Annotated in this window: 16 protein-coding genes; 11 read left to right on the plus strand and 5 right to left on the minus strand. The window is 72.9% G+C overall.

The annotated features are described in order from the left end of the window. Window positions 1-51 precede the first annotated feature (51 nt). Window positions 52-582, minus strand: coding sequence for a hypothetical protein (locus tag ACQPZX_RS25140; protein ID WP_433359538.1), 531 nt, complete (start codon window positions 580-582; stop codon window positions 52-54). A gap of 356 nt (window positions 583-938) precedes the next feature. Further along, window positions 939-1,793 (minus strand): hypothetical protein, encoded by an 855-nt coding sequence (locus ACQPZX_RS25145; protein ID WP_433359540.1) that lies wholly within the window; start codon window positions 1,791-1,793, stop codon window positions 939-941. Window positions 1,794-1,943: 150 nt separating this feature from the next. Here ACQPZX_RS25145 and ACQPZX_RS25150 point away from each other — a divergent pair, with 150 nt between their 5' ends. Genes ACQPZX_RS25150 through ACQPZX_RS25165 form a run of 4 tightly spaced genes read left to right on the plus strand, consistent with a single transcriptional unit; the run spans window position 1,944 to window position 4,895 of the window. Further along, a complete protein-coding gene (locus ACQPZX_RS25150) occupies window positions 1,944-2,888 on the plus strand; it encodes an NAD-dependent epimerase/dehydratase family protein (protein WP_433359543.1) in 945 nt (314 codons plus the stop codon). Window positions 2,889-2,896: 8 nt separating this feature from the next. After that, window positions 2,897-3,820, plus strand: a complete 924-nt coding sequence (locus ACQPZX_RS25155) for an RNA polymerase sigma-70 factor (RefSeq protein ID WP_433359546.1) — start codon at window positions 2,897-2,899, stop codon at window positions 3,818-3,820. A 25-nt stretch (window positions 3,821-3,845) separates the two neighbouring features. Continuing rightward, window positions 3,846-4,577 carry an SDR family NAD(P)-dependent oxidoreductase gene (locus ACQPZX_RS25160; RefSeq protein ID WP_433359549.1) on the plus strand — a complete coding sequence of 244 codons (732 nt, stop codon included), beginning with the start codon at window positions 3,846-3,848 and terminating at the stop codon, window positions 4,575-4,577. 33 nt (window positions 4,578-4,610) lie between these two features. Beyond that, window positions 4,611-4,895, plus strand: coding sequence for a hypothetical protein (locus ACQPZX_RS25165; RefSeq protein ID WP_433359552.1), 285 nt, complete (start codon window positions 4,611-4,613; stop codon window positions 4,893-4,895). 4 nt (window positions 4,896-4,899) lie between these two features. On the opposite strand, the gene ACQPZX_RS25170 is transcribed toward ACQPZX_RS25165, so the two are convergent. Further along, on the minus strand, window positions 4,900-5,751 hold the full coding sequence (locus ACQPZX_RS25170; RefSeq protein WP_433359555.1) for a helix-turn-helix transcriptional regulator: 852 nt from the start codon (window positions 5,749-5,751) through the stop codon (window positions 4,900-4,902). Between the two features lie 86 nt (window positions 5,752-5,837). On the opposite strand from ACQPZX_RS25170, the gene ACQPZX_RS25175 reads away from it, so the two are divergent. From ACQPZX_RS25175 to ACQPZX_RS25200, 6 genes are all read left to right on the plus strand, one after another. Continuing rightward, window positions 5,838-6,800, plus strand: a complete 963-nt coding sequence (locus tag ACQPZX_RS25175) for an aldo/keto reductase (RefSeq protein ID WP_433359558.1) — start codon at window positions 5,838-5,840, stop codon at window positions 6,798-6,800. Window positions 6,801-6,824: 24 nt separating this feature from the next. Then, the gene (locus ACQPZX_RS25180) at window positions 6,825-7,940 is read left to right on the plus strand and encodes a sensor histidine kinase (RefSeq protein WP_433359561.1); all 1,116 of its coding nucleotides are present in this window, start codon (window positions 6,825-6,827) and stop codon (window positions 7,938-7,940) included. A gap of 140 nt (window positions 7,941-8,080) precedes the next feature. Next, window positions 8,081-9,493 (plus strand): MFS transporter, encoded by a 1,413-nt coding sequence (locus tag ACQPZX_RS25185; RefSeq protein ID WP_433359564.1) that lies wholly within the window; start codon window positions 8,081-8,083, stop codon window positions 9,491-9,493. Further along, window positions 9,490-10,560, plus strand: a complete 1,071-nt coding sequence (locus ACQPZX_RS25190) for a hypothetical protein (protein ID WP_433359567.1) — start codon at window positions 9,490-9,492, stop codon at window positions 10,558-10,560. The genes ACQPZX_RS25185 and ACQPZX_RS25190 overlap by 4 nt, the downstream gene beginning before the upstream one ends. After that, window positions 10,557-11,333: a class I SAM-dependent methyltransferase gene (locus ACQPZX_RS25195; RefSeq protein WP_433359570.1), complete on the plus strand. Its 777-nt coding sequence runs from the start codon at window positions 10,557-10,559 to the stop codon at window positions 11,331-11,333. The genes ACQPZX_RS25190 and ACQPZX_RS25195 overlap by 4 nt, the downstream gene beginning before the upstream one ends. A 37-nt stretch (window positions 11,334-11,370) precedes the next feature. Continuing rightward, complete coding sequence (locus tag ACQPZX_RS25200; RefSeq protein ID WP_433359573.1) at window positions 11,371-11,835, plus strand: AAA family ATPase; 465 nt, start codon at window positions 11,371-11,373, stop codon at window positions 11,833-11,835. A gap of 33 nt (window positions 11,836-11,868) precedes the next feature. Here ACQPZX_RS25200 and ACQPZX_RS25205 read toward each other — a convergent pair whose 3' ends face one another. Next, entirely contained in the window at window positions 11,869-12,210 is a 342-nt protein-coding gene (locus tag ACQPZX_RS25205; RefSeq protein WP_433359576.1) for a TraR/DksA family transcriptional regulator, read from the minus strand. Window positions 12,211-12,225: 15 nt separating this feature from the next. Continuing rightward, window positions 12,226-12,948, minus strand: a complete 723-nt coding sequence (locus ACQPZX_RS25210; RefSeq protein ID WP_433359579.1) for a cell shape-determining protein MreB — start codon at window positions 12,946-12,948, stop codon at window positions 12,226-12,228. A gap of 125 nt (window positions 12,949-13,073) precedes the next feature. Here ACQPZX_RS25210 and ACQPZX_RS25215 point away from each other — a divergent pair, with 125 nt between their 5' ends. Beyond that, window positions 13,074-14,228, plus strand: a complete 1,155-nt coding sequence (locus tag ACQPZX_RS25215; protein WP_433359582.1) for a PucR family transcriptional regulator — start codon at window positions 13,074-13,076, stop codon at window positions 14,226-14,228. Window positions 14,229-14,241: the final 13 nt, after the last annotated feature.

The following is a 14,241-nucleotide window of genomic DNA, read 5'->3' on the forward strand; positions in this document are numbered from 1 at the left end:
CACAAGCGACCCGCCTGCAGTGTTGTCGACCGTCGCAAGCCGCGCCAGGCGCTACTTGTCGTCGTAGGTGAAGCCGGTGTAGATCGCCTCGATCCGTGGCGCGCCGGAAATCTTGATCAGTACGTCCTTGTCATCCGGCCGGGCGGCAGGCACCACCAGCAACATCGGGCTGTCCGTGTCCTTACGGGTGGCGGTCACTGTCCGGTCGAAGTTCCAGAGCAGCTCCAGCTCCATCGGCAGGTTCCGGCCGCGGATCTCGACCGTGTATCCGCCGGCGAGTGGCCCGTGCCCCGGGAACACGAAGGGCTCGAGCTCCGGGCAGGCCGAGGCCGTGCCCGTCGCAAGCGCGAAGATCGCGTCAGGGTTTTCCCGGTGGACGTCGACCAACTCATGCAAGATGGTGTAAACCGAGCGATCCCAGCAATCCAGGGCGGAAGGCGTCACCCGGTCGTGACGCTTCTCCGCCAACTCCCACAGATCGGCTCGGCCGTGCAGAGCGGCCAGGCAGGCCAACGCCGCTCCCTCGTACGTGCTGCGCAGGGGTTCCTGCATCGGCTCGGCTCCATCGACAGCCTGGGACACGCGGGACAGCTCGAGTGTGGTCCAGCAATCCCCGTGCATGAAGGCGACGTAGGCGGCCTCGACGGTGCTCCCGTTCCCGCCGGTGGGCGCGAACTTCTGGAGCCAGCGCACGAATCGCGACGTGTGTCTCTCCTTGGGCGAGGTCGCGCCGGTCCGATCTTGGCTTGCGCTGGACCTGGCCGGTTCCCGGCGAGACGACCAGGGAGCCGGGTCCGTGCGGCGGGATGACGGTGCGGACTGGGCCGGAGCGTTGAGGGACGGCGCCGAAGCCGGCGAACTCGTGGGAGGCTGCGCTCGGTTGCAGGCGCTGAGGCTGGCTGCGGCCACCAGAGTGAGAATGATCCATCGTGACGGCGTCATCGGCCATCACCTCCGTCGGTCTTCACGAACTCCATCCGGACGCTGTCGGTCTCTCGGAGAATCACCACTCGGCCGGGATGAACAGTGATGAAGAAGTACCGGTCACCCGAGCGTTCCAACAGGAACAGGCCGGCGTAGCGGAACTGGTAGGCCGCGTCAGTCCCCGGCATCCGGGTGGTCGCGACGCCGTCGCCATCCAGCCGCAGATCCTCGTCGCTGTACACCACGACGGCAGGCAGCTGGCCCGGGTCGGCCGCGAAGTCGGCGCCGAAGGCCGTTCCCATCGTGCGGGCGACCCGTTCCGTGCTCCAGAAGACCGCCAGGGTGAGCAGCGCGGCCACGGCGATCCGCACGGCCGGCGGCCAGGGGTCGACGCCCGTGACGGCCCGGCGGATCACCCGGCTGTACCCGGCGAGCAGCACCGCAAGGGTCAGCGTCAGCGGGATCACGTAGCCGTTGAGCGGGGAGAAGAGCAGCCCGAGCCCGGCAAGCGCCAGCGGGATCCAGGCCAGGCTGAGGCCGCGCGCCGCTCGCAGGGCACGTGCCGACCGGCCGGGCGCCAACCGCGGCGCGACGAACCGTCGATGGGCCTGCACCCCGGCCAGGACGCCGATCACCAGAAGGATGAGGGGCAGGAAGAGGACGTTGAGGCTCTTCAGCAGGTAGTCGGCGGTCGTCAGGTTCAGCGCCGAGACGTCGAATCCCAGCTCGCGCGCCTGGAAGCGGGTGCGAACCCAGCCGAAGTAGTACAGGACCGCGGTGGCCGCGCCGACCACCACGCCGATGTCCGCGAGGAGCCGGGCCACGGTCGTCTCCGTGGTCGGCTGCGGCTCCGGCGCGGGCGCTGCCATGTCAGGCATTGTCCGTCCGCGCGAGCGGCGCAGCCGTCGGATCAACGACGCGCGGGCGGCGGGCGGTAGAGGTGTGAGCTGGGTAACTGCCGTTCATGGACAGCCAGGCCATCTCGTCTTCGTGGGAGGGCATCAACGAACGGAGACGTCATGAAGATCTTCATCGCGGGCGCGTCCGGGGCGATCGGGCGGCCGCTCGTCGTGCAGCTTGTCGCGCGTGGGCATGAAGTAGTCGGCACGACTCGGTCGGCCGCCAAAGTGGATGCGCTGCGCGCGCTCGGGGCCGAGGCGGTGGTGGTCGACGCGCTCGATCCCGAAGCGGTCGCCGACGCCGTGGCCAAGGCGGAACCTGAGGTGATCGTCCACCAGCTGACCGCACTCTCCGGGCCGCCCGACTTCCGGCATGTGAAGCGGATGGCGGCCGCCACCAACCGGCTGCGCACCGAGGGCACGGATCACCTGCTGGCGGCCGCGCGTGCCGCCGGCGTGCGGCGGTTCGTGGCGCAGAGCAACGGCTCCTGGATGGAACGGACCAGCATGGCGGTCGCGGACGAGAGCTGCGGGATCGAACCCGACCCGCCGGCGAACGCGGTGGAGGGGGTGGCCGCGCTGCGCCACCTGGAGAGCGCGGTGACCGGCGCGACCTGGGCCGAGGGCATCGCGGTCCGCTACGGTGGCTTCTACGGGCCCGGGACCGGCATGGAGGACGCGCCGGACGGCGTCATGGCCCGGCTGATCCGTGACCGGAAGTTCCCGATCGTCGGCGGCGGTGATGGGGTGTGGTCGCTGGTGCACATCGACGACGCGGTGTCGGCCACGGTCGCGGTCGCCGAGCGCGGCCGGGCCGGGATCTACCACGTCGCCGACGACGAACCGGCGCCGGTGCGGGTCTGGTTGCCGGAGCTGGCGCGGGCGCTCGGCGCGAAGCCGCCGCGGCGGCTGCCGGCCTGGCTGGTTCGCCTGGTGGCGGGCGGCGGGCCGGTCGACATGATGACCCGGGCGCGTGGGATCTCGAGCGAGAAGGCCAAACGCGAGCTGGGCTGGACGCCGCGGTACCCGAGCTGGCGCACCGGTTTCGCCGAGGGCTTGCGATAGTCGGCCGGATGATCGTCTCGGAGCAGTACGGGGAGTTGCGGGGCCGGGCGTTCGCGATCGCCTACCGGATGCTCGGCAGCGTCGGCGAGGCCGAGGACGTGGTGCAGGAGGCGTTCCTGCGCATGCATCAGACGCTGCGCGGCGGCGAGCCGATCGCCTCGCCGCGGGCGTACGTCGCCACGCTCGTGACCCGGCTGGCGATCGACCAGTTGCGCTCGGCGCGGGCGCGCCGGGAACGGTACGTCGGCGAGTGGCTGCCCGAGCCGCTGGTCACCGGCCCGACGCCGGCCGAGCGGGCCGAGCTCGCCGACTCGCTGTCGCTGGCGTTCCTGGTGCTGCTGGAGAGCCTCTCGCCGCGGCAGCGGGCCGCGTTCCTGCTGCGCGAGGTGTTCGACTACCCGTACCGGGAGGTCGCCGAGTTCGTCGGCACCGACGTGGACAGCGCGCGGCACCTCGTCGCCCGGGCACGCACCCGCCTGCGGGACCGCCGGCCGCGCTATCACGCCTCCCGGGAGCATCGGGAGGAGCTGGCGCGCAGCTTCTTCGCGGCCGCCGGGCAGGGTGACCTGCGGACGCTGGAGGCGCTGCTGGCGCAGGATGTGGCGTTGCACGCCGACGGCGGCGGCAAGGTGCCGGCGCTGGGCCGGCCGGTCACCGGCCGCGAGCGGGTGGCGCGGACCATCGCGGCCGGGATGACGGCGATGGCGCGCTTCGGCGTCCGCCTCGAGCCGGCCGAGGTGAACGGCGAGCCGGGCGCGATGGCGTACGACGCGCGGGACCGGCTCGTCGGCGTCCTCGGGCTCGGCCTCGCCGACGGGCGGATCCGGACGATCCACTCGATCGCCAATCCCGACAAGCTGCGGCACCTGGGCGAGGTCAGCGACCTGGGGCTGCGGGCCCGGGCCGGCGAGCGGCCCGGGCGGGAGACGTGATCCACCGGCCATCACAATGTGTTCCATGACCACCAGCAAGATCGCCCTCGTCACGGGGGCGAGCCGGCCCCACGGTCTCGGGGTCGCGGTCGCCCGCGAGCTCGCGACCAACGGTTTCCATGCCGTGCTGGCCGGCCGCGACCTCGGCCGGACCAGGCAGCGGGCCGAGGAGCTTTCGGCCGACGGGCTGGCCGCCACGGCGGTGCGCGTCGATCTGAGCGAGCCCGCGACGATCGCCGCGGCGGCGGCGTGGCTCGGTGACGAGTTCGGGCGGCTCGACGCGCTGGTGCACAACGCCTCGCTGATGCCCGACTGGGACACGTTCAGCCTGTTGGGGGCCGATCTCGACGGCGTGCGGGCCGCCTTCGAGGTGTGTGTCTTCGGGCCGTGGGCGCTCACCCAGGCCTGCCTGCCGCTGTTGAAGGCGGCGCCCGCGGCCCGGGTGGTCACCGTCTCCAGCGGCGCGGCCGTGCAGGTGCGGGCGGGCGCCGGGCTCCCGCGGCCGGTCGGCGCGCCGGGGTATTCGATGGCCAAGTTCACCGCCGATGCCCTGACCGCCTCGCTGGCCGTTGAGCTGCGCGACACCGGGATCCTGGTCAACTCGGTGGACCCTGGTCAGTTCGCCAGCCACCCGGAGCTGGGCGACGAGAACGACGGGCGGCCGACCGAGGAGAGCGCGCGCTGGGTGGCCTGGGCGGCCACGCTGCCCGCCGGTGGCCCGACCGGCGGGCTGTTCGAGGACGGCAAGCCGGCCTGAAAATGTATGCGCCGGCATTATGATCTCCCGCTCATGACGCCCGACAGGGCCTTCGCCTTCGCCACGCACCCGTCCGAGACGCAGATCGCCGCCTCGCTGCGGCACTTCTACGGCCGGGCGTTCCGCGTCTACCGGGTCTGCGGGGCGCTGATGGTCGTTCTCGGCGCTCTGCTGCTTCCGTCGGACGAGTGGCCGTTCGGCCTTTTCCTCGTGGTGCTGGGCGAGCGCGGCGGGTTCTGCGCGGTGCCGCTCGGCGATCTGCCCGAGGAGGAAGCGGCGGCCGTGACCGCGTACGTCCGGACGAAGGTGCCCGGCTGACGGGTCACCGCACGGGCGCGCCCGCCGGGAACTCTTCGGTGCCCAGCACGCGCAGCAGGTCGAGGCGCTCGCGGGACTCGGCGTCGGCGGGCGTCAGCACGAGCAGCTGCTGGCCCAGGTCGGGGGTGACGAGCGTTTCGCAGTCCAGCAGGATCGGCCCGACCCGCGGGTGCACCAGCGTCTTGCGGTCGGCCCGCTTGACTCCCACCTCGTGCGAGGCCCACAGCGAGCGGAACTCCGCGCTCGCCGCCGACAAACGGTCGATCAGGCCGGTCACCACGGGATCGCCGGCGCGGCGGCCGGCCACCGCGCGCAGGTCGGCCACCAACTGGCGGGCGTGCCGCGCGGTCTCCGACGGCGGGTGGATCAGCCGGGCCTCGGGCGAGGTGAACCAGCGGTACGCGAGGTACCGCTGATCGCCGGTGAAACGGCCGTGGTCGCCCATCAGCAGCAGCGAGGTGCGGTTCTGGGCGAGCACCTCCCCCAGGTCCGAGACGACCAGCGCGGCCGTGTCGCCGAGCAGGTCGAGCATCCGCACCAGGCCGGCGCGGGCGAGGCGGGCCACGCCGTCGGCGGGCGGGGGCTGGTGGCCGGCCAGGTGGAACAGGTGGTCGCGCTCGTCGTCGGTCAGCCGCAGCGCGCGGGCCAGGGCGCCGAGCAGCTGGGTGGACGGCTGGCTGGAGCGGCCCTGCTCGAGGCGTACGACGTAGTCGACCGACATGCCGGCCAGCATCGCGACCTCCTCGCGCCGCAGCCCGGCCGTGCGGCGGCGCGGCCCCTCGGCGATGCCCACCTCGGCGGGACGGATGGCCTCGCGGCGGCGGCGCAGGAAGTCGGCGAGCTGGTCACGCTGCATGCCTCCATGCTGCCTCGTGCGGGTGGGCGTAGACAGGGAGCGACGGTCCCTGTCGGGCGCCGCGGATCGGGCGCAGGGTGGAAGACATGACCAAGCACAAATTGGGCCTCGGGGCGATGGGCATGTCCGACGCGTACGGGCCGACGAGCCGGGCGGAAAGCATCGCCACCGTGCACGCCGCTCTGGACGCGGGCATCACGCTGATCGACACGGGCGACTTCTATGCCAACGGCCACAACGAGCTGTTGCTGGCCGAGGCGTTGCACGGGCGGGACCGGGAAAGTTACGTGCTGAGCGTGAAGTTCGGCATGCTGCGCGGGCCCGGTAACCAGTTCCTCGGTGCGGACGCGCGGCCGGCGGCGGTGAAGAACTTCCTGAATCATTCGCTGACCCGGCTGGGCACCGACTACATCGACATCTACCGGCCGGCCCGGCTGGACCCGGCGGTGCCGATCGAGGACACGGCGGGCGCGATCAAAGAGATGATCGAAGCCGGGTACGTGCGGCAGCTCGGGCTCTCCGAGGTCGGCGCCGAGACGATCCGGCGGGCGCACGCGGTGCACCCGGTGGCGGATCTGCAGATCGAGTACTCCCTGGTTTCGCGCGGCGTGGAGGACGAAGTGCTGCCGACGTTGCGCGAACTGGGCATCGGGCTCACCGCGTACGGTGTCCTGAGCCGTGGTTTGATCTCGGGCCACTGGAACCCGGCCGAGGCGAGGGCGGGCGACAACCGCCGCCACATGCCGCGCTTCTCGGACGAGAACGCCGCGCACAACCTCGCCCTGGTGGACGCGCTGCGGCGGGTCGCCGGCGCGAAAGGGTGCACGGTCGCGCAGCTGGCGATCGCGTGGGTGGCCGCGCAGGGCGACGACATCGTGCCGCTCATCGGCGCGCGCACCCGCGAGCGGCTGGCCGAGGCGCTGCCGGCGGCCGAGCTGACGCTGACGGCGGGCGACCTGGCGGAGATCGAGAAGGCGGTGCCGCGCGGATCGGCCCGGGGAGAGCGCTATCCCGCCGCGATGATGGCGTCGCTGGCCGTGCAAAGTTGACATTGAAGGCGGACAATCGGACGGATGAGGCTGCGGTTGTTTCGCCGGCGGGCCGGCAGTGATGTCCCCGCCACTTCCGCACGACGGTCGCTCGCCCTGACCGAGCGGCTCATCTCACGGCTGGACCGGCTCGAGTTCGCCGAGCAGGACCCGGGCCGGCTGGCCGACCTGTTCGAGCTGGACCACCTCGCCACCCAGCTGCGGCGCAACCAGAAGAGCCTGCTGGTGCTGGCCGGCGCCGAGCAGCCCAACGGGCACCGGGACGCGGAGAGCCTGCTCGACGTGCTCCGCGCCGCGCAGTCCGAAGTGGAGCAGTACACCCGGGTCGAGGTCGAGGTGGACGAGCCAGACCTCAAGGTCGCGGCGGGCGCGGCGCACGACCTCGTCCATCTGGTCGCGGAGCTGCTCGACAACGGCACGAAATTCTCCTCGCCGGATTCCGTCGTGATCGCGAAAGCGCGTCGTCGCGACGGTGGTGTGCTCGTCGAGATCGTGGACGAGGGCGTGGGCCTCGACGACGGCCGCCGGAAAGAGCTCAACGAGCGGCTTTCCGGCCGGAGCGCGAAAGTCGAGGGGACGCTGGGGCTGGCGGTGGTCGCCCGTCTTGCCCGGCGGCACGGCCTGCGCGTGGAGCTGAAGCCGCAGGAGCCGGGCACGATCGCCGAGGTCTCGCTGCCGGCACGCCTGATCGCCGCGACGGCGGAGTCGGCCGAGCCGGCGCCGGTCCGGGTCGAGATTCCCGAGAGTCCGGCCATGCCGCCGCTGGCCGAGCGGGTCCGCGCGGTCGTCGCCACGATGTCCCGGGCCCGCGTCGAGACCACCGACGAGGGCGATTTCAAGATCAAAGGCCCTGTTCTCGTACGGGTCAGAGCGAACCCGCCGATGGTGGACGTCCGCTCGCCGCTGCTCGAGGGAGTGGAGTCCGGCGAGCAGTTGTGCGCGAAACTTTCCGAGCTGACCGCGGGCATGCCGGTGGGCCGGCTGTACTGGGCCGGCGGCACGGTGTGGGCGTCGGTGCCGGTGTTCGGCCACGACTTCCAGGGCACCCACCTCAAGCTGGCCGTGCAGGTGCTGACCGGCCTGGCCCGCGACGAGAGCCTGAAGGAGAAGCTGGCGCCAGATCCGGAAGGTGGCGACTAGCCCGCTCGAGCTGGTTGTTGTTGCCGAGCGGGATCCGAACGGTGGAGATGGCCGATTCGCCGAATTCCGGCCCGGTGACGCTCGTCGCTGTGACCGACGCTGCTGCATCATGCAGATTCACGGCGGGTAGAACTGGAGCCGTGCGCCGCCCGTACCTGATCCTCGCCATCTGTTGCATGAGCCTGTTCATCGTCGGTCTCGACACCACGATCGTGAACATCGCGCTCCCGTCGCTGCGGACCGACCTGAACGCGTCGGTGGCCGGCCTGCAGTGGACGATCGACGCGTACACGCTGGTGCTGGCGAGCCTGCTGGTGCTCTCGGGGTCGACCGCCGACCGGATCGGCCGCCGCCGGGTGTTCCAGACCGGGCTGGCGCTGTTCACGATCGGGTCGCTGCTGTGCAGCATGGCGCCGGGGCTGGGCTGGCTGATCGCGTTCCGGGCGATGCAGGCGATCGGCGGCTCGATGCTCAACCCGGTGGCCATGTCGATCATCACGAACGTGTTCACCGAGCCCCGCGAGCGGGCCCGGGCGATCGGCGTGTGGGGCGCGGTGGTCGGCTTCAGCCTCGCGCTCGGGCCGGTGGTCGGCGGCGCGCTGGTCGACTCGCTGGGCTGGCGGTCGATCTTCTGGGTCAACGTGCCGGTCGGGGTGGCGGCGTTCCTACTGGCGGCCAGGTTCGTGCCCGAGTCCCGGGCGAGCCGGCCGCGGCGGATCGACCCGATCGGCCAGGTGCTGGTGTTCCTGGTGCTCGCCACGATCACGTACGGGATCATCGAGGGGCCGGGCGCCGGCTGGACCTCGTACGAGATCGGGGGTTGCTTCGTCCTCGGCGCCCTCGCCCTGGCCGCGCTGCTGATCTACGAGCCGCGGCGCGAGGATCCCCTGCTCGACCTGCGCTTCTTCCGCAGCGCGCCGTTCAGCGGCGCCACCCTGATCGCGGTGTCGGCGTTCGCGTCGCTGGCCGGCTTCCTGTTCCTGAACTCGATCTACCTGCAGGACGTGCGGGGCCTGTCGCCGCTGCACGCGGGCCTGTGGACGCTGCCGATGGCGGCGATGACCGTGGTGTTCTCGCCGCTGTCGGGCCGGCTCGTCGCGTCGGCCGGCACGCGGCTGCCGCTCACCCTGGCCGGCGCCGGCTTCATCGCCGGGATCCTGCCGCTGACGGAACTCTCCGCGACCACACCGTTCTGGGTGCTCACGGTGAGTTATGTGCTGTTCGGTTTCGGGTTCGCGATGGTGAACTCGCCGATCACCAACACGGCCGTCTCGGGCATGCCCCGCGAGCAGGCCGGGGTGGCGGCGGCGATCGCGTCGACCAGCCGGCAGGTGGGCGGCGCGCTCGGCGTGGCGGTGCTCGGCGCGGCGGTCGCCTCGGCCGGCGGCGCGGATTTCGCGGCCCGCAGCCGCATCGGCTGGTGGATCATCGTGGGGCTGGGCGTGGTGGTGCTGGTCCTCGGCCTGGTCACGACCGGCAAGTGGGCGCGCGGCACGACCGAGCGCGTCGCGCCGCACATGGAGCCGCCGGTGGCGGCAAGAATGGCCCGGTGAGTCTCAAGCGGATCGGCGCGGCGGCGGCTGCCGTCGTGGTGCTGCTTCTTGCCGCGTACGGCGGATTCCTCGGTCACCGGTCGCGCCACCCGGTGTCGGTGGCGCCGGACGGGCGGTACCCGGTCGGTCGGGCCGCCCAGGAGATCGCCGACCGGTCGCGCACCGACGAGCTGGCGCCGGTGGGCGGCAATCCGCGGGTGCTGTCGGTGTGGCTCTGGTATCCGGCGGCGTCGACGGGATCGGCGGCGACCTACGCGCCCGGGGCGTGGGCCGGGCTGCGGCGCTACGGGTGGGGGCAGACGGCCTTCGCGCGGATCGCCACCGGGACCTTCGACGACGTGCCGTTCGCGAGCGGGACCTTCCCGCTGGTGGTGCTCCTGCCCGGGATGGGGCTGTCGGCGCCGCAGTATCAGGCGCTCGCCGCTTCGATCGCGTCCCGGGGTTACGTGGTGGCCGGGGTCACGCCTACCTACAGCGCCGCGTTGTCGGTGATCGCCGCTCAGCCCGTGCGGGCGTCGGCCGCCGGTTCGGTGCTCACCGGCCCGGGTGAGGCCCGGCTCACGGCGGTGTGGGCGGCCGATGCCCAGTTCGCGGCCCGGCAGGTGGGGGTGCTGCTCGGGACACATGTCAACCGGGCACAGATCGTCTATGTCGGGCACGGGCTCGGCGGGGCCGTGGCGCTCGAGGCGTGCCGTGGGGACTCGGCGTGCGCGGGGGCGGCGGATCTCGAGGGGGCGCCCAGCGGCAAGGTGGTCAGCGCCGGGTTGCGGCGGCCGCTGCTGATGCTGGGCTCGTCGCTCCCGCCGACCGGGCAGTCGCTGCTGGCTGCCAGCGGTGACTCGGCGTGGGCGTACACGATCGCGGGCGCGCGGTCCTACGACTTCACCGACTACGGGGCATATTGGCTGGCCGCGCCGGTGCGGGCGGTGCTCCCCCTCGGCAACCCGCGCACGCTCGCCATCGCCGCCGACTACCTGGGCGCGTTCCTGCCGGTCGCGGTCTGGGGCGCGCAATGGCGACCGCCGTCGATCTCCGGGGTGCGCGAGGCTGACATGCTTAGCCGATGAGCGCGATCGTCCAAGTCTTCGACGAAGCCGCGGAGGCCTACGAGAACGTCGGCGTCCCGTTCTTCAAGCCGATCGGCGAAGCGCTGGTCGCGGCGGCCCGGGCGCGGCCCGGCGAGCGGGTCCTCGACGCGGGCTGCGGCACCGGGGCGGTGCTGCTGCCGCTCGCCGAGGCGGTCGGGCTCACCGGGCACGTGACCGGAATTGATCTGGCCCCCGGCATGGTCGCGCGCGCCTCGGCGGCGGCGACCGGGCTGCCGCAGGTGACGGTCGAGGCCGGCGATGCCCAGGCGCCCGCCTTCGAGGACGGCACGTTCGACCTGATCATCTCCGGGCTGGTGCTGTTCTTCCTGCCCGACCCGCCGGCCGCGCTCACGGCGTACCGGAAACTCCTGAAGCCTTCCGGCCGCGTGGCCGTGAGCAGTTTCGCCCGGTACGACCCGCGATATCCCCGGGCGATGCGGACGGTCGCGCGTTTCGCACAGGATGCGCCGCCACCGCGCAAGTTGCACCCGATCTTCGAATCCGCCGAGAGCCTCCGGTCGGCCGTGCTCGCCGCCGGCTTCGCCGGGGCGGCGGTGTCCGAGGTGGTCATTCGCAGCGATTTCCGCGACGCCGCCCACGTGTACGAGTGGATCGCGTCCCACGGCGGGCGGCAGCTCGTCTCCCACATCCCGCCGGCGCGGCGCGCGGCCGCCATCGCCACGCTGGCGTCCGAACTGGAGGATCCCATCGAGTTCGAGACGCGCGTCCGGATCGTGATCGGCACATGCTGATCATCGTCAACGGCACGCCAGGGGTGGTGATCGGCTCTTGCTGATCATCGTCAGCGGCGCGCCCGGCACCGGGAAGAGCACGCTCGCGCACGCCCTCGGCCGCCTCCTCGGCTGGCCGGTGATCAGCCGCGACGAGATCCGCGAGGGCGTGGTCCACGCCGGCACGCCCGACGACGGCTACCTGACGACATACCGGATATTTACGGAAATCGTGGGTGGGCTCGCGCGGGGCGGGGCGTCGGCGATCGCCGAGGCCGCGTTCCAGGACCACAACTGGCAGCCACTGCTCACCCTGCGCCCGGCACGCATCGTGCGCTGCGTGACCTCACCGTCCGTGGCCCACGACCGGGTGGTCCGGCGGCCGTCGCTGCCGGGCACGCCCCTCGGCGTACGGGAATGGGTCCCGATCTCCTCGCCTCTGCCCACCCTGATCGTGGACACGACCGACGGCTACTCCCCCGGCCTCGACGAGATCGCCGCCTTCGCCCGTGAGCCCGGCTGACCCCCGGGCGGCCAGAGCTCGCCCACTCAAGGCTCAGTCGGGCCGGTGCTGGCGGCACTGGGTGCAGTGGCGGGCGTGCGGCACGACCCGGAGGCGGCCGAGCGGGATCGTCCGGTAGCAGTCCTCGCAGACGCCGTAGGTGCCCTCCGACATCCGCCGCAGCGCGCCCGCGGTCTCGGCGATGGCCTGGCGGGAGGCGGCGGCGAGCGCCTCGAGGGTGCGCGGGTCGTAGCCGCCGTGCCCGGGAAGCCGCCCGTACACGGTCAGGTCGGTGAGCCGGTTCGTGTGCAGCGCGAACTGTTCCTCCAGCATGGTGCGGAGCAGTTCGAGGGGCTCCGCCGCCGGGGTCTCGGGCGTCTGAGGTGCGAGGGTCATCGGTTCCTCCGGCCTTCAGGTCTGGGCGGGGTGGCGCAGCAACGACATCGCGGCGAGGCCCGCGCCGTTCAGCGCCGCCGTGTGCGGGGACGCGGCGCGATGCACGCGCACGCGCAGGGCCGCGGAAAGGGCGGCGGGAAGCTCCGGGTGGGTGGCGCCGTCACCGACCAGCAGCATGCCGCGACGGACGGCGGAATCCGGGGCGCGCAGGTCCTCGAACTGCCGCGCGACGGTGCCGGCGAGCAGATCCACAGTGGCGCCACGGGCCAGGTCGCGGGTGCCGATGTCGGCCCGGCGGGCGGTCACGACCCGGCCCCGGTCGAGCAGGGCCAGCTCGGTCAGCTGCGCGCCGAGGTCGGCCACCAGCAGCGTGCCCGCGGCCGCGCCGGAGCCGATCGCGGCGGCGCGGACCGTGTCGATGAAGACCACCCGCGAAGGCTGGAAGACCTCGTCGAGCACCCGCCGCATCGCGGCCTGATCCGGCGCGCCGGCCAGGACCGGGCGGCAGACGGCGACGACGCCACCGGCCGGCACCGGGTCGGGATAGCGGCGGACGAGCCGGCGCAGCACCTCGGCGCAGCCTTCGGTGTCGACGACGCGGCCACGCCGTACGAGCGTGCCCGCCGACGCGAGCTCCTCGCCGCAGGGTCCGCTGACGGTGCCGCGCCGGGCCGCCCACACGCCCACGGCGCCGCTGCCCAGGTCGACCGCGAGAGCGGTCGGAGCGGGAGTGACCACGTCCATTCCTTTCGCCGGTCCGGTACCCATCCTCGCCGCCGATCGGCGGCCGGGCACGGGCAGTAACCGGCGAACTGTCCGCCGTGTTCGTTGCCGACGACCGGCAAACAACGGACGATGCTCTGGTGACCGACGACGCCTGGCTCGCCGAAGTGGCCGCCGCCGCCAGTCGCGACGCGGGCGGCGTGCCCGTGGCGCTGCTGGGCGACTACCTGCCGCTGCTGGCCGACGCCGCCATCGCCGGGCGCAAACCCCGGCGCGCCGAGCTCGACGCCGTCGAAGCGCTCGGGCGCCGCGCCGCCGAGCAGGGCATCTCGGCCGGGCGGGCGGTGCAGCTCTACCTGTCGGCCGCCCGCCGGCTGTGGGAGGACCTGCCGGAGGTCGTCCGCAGCCGCGACCGCGAGGCTGTGCGGGCCGCCGCCGCGGCCGTGCTCCAGGTGATCGACGACGCCGTCGCCACCCTGGCCGAGGGGTACGCGGTCGCCCGCCGCGACCTGGTCCGCCACGAGGAGACCCTGCGCCGCGAGCTCGTCGACGACCTCCTGCGCGGCGACTCCGACCTGGGCGCCCTGGTCGACCGGGCCGAGCCGTTCGGCCTCGACCTCGCCCGCGGCCACCAGGTCGCCCTGGCCGCGCCCAGCCGGCGGCTGCCGGACACCGACGCCGCGATAACCGCCCTGGAGGCGGTGATCTTCGACCGGCTCGGCGACCGCGACGTCCTGGTCGCCACCAAGGACGGGCTCCTGGTGGTGCTGGCCCCCGCCGAGGCCGCCGGCGAGCTGGGACATCTGATGCACGGCGAGCTTCGCCGGCTGCCGCGCGGCGGGCCCTGGCAGATCGCCGTCGGCCGTCCCCATCCCGGCCTGTACGGGATCGCCCGCTCCTACGAGGAGGCCCGCGAGGCGCTCACCATGGCCCGCCGGCTCCGCCTGGCGGCCCCGGTGGTGAGCGCGCGCGACCTGCTGATCTACCGGGTCCTGCTGCGCGACCAGCAGGCCATGGTCGAGCTGGTCCAGGCCGTGCTCAGCCCGCTCGCCGAGGCGCGCGGCGGCGCGGAGCCCCTGGTCGCCACCCTGCAGGCCTATTTCGACACCGGCGGCGTGGCCACCGAGACCGCGAAACACATCCACGTGTCGGTGCGCACGGTTACCTATCGCCTGGCCCGGGTCCGTGCCCTGACCGGCTACGACCCGGCCGACCCGGCCCACCGGTTCACCCTGCAGGCGGCGGTGCTGGGCGCACGAGCCCTCGACTGGCCCACCCAGCCCCTGCCGTCGTAAGGCGGTAGCGTGG

Origin of the sequence: Actinoplanes sp. CA-142083 (assembly GCF_050942195.1) — a bacterium.
GTDB lineage: Bacteria > Actinomycetota > Actinomycetes > Mycobacteriales > Micromonosporaceae > Actinoplanes.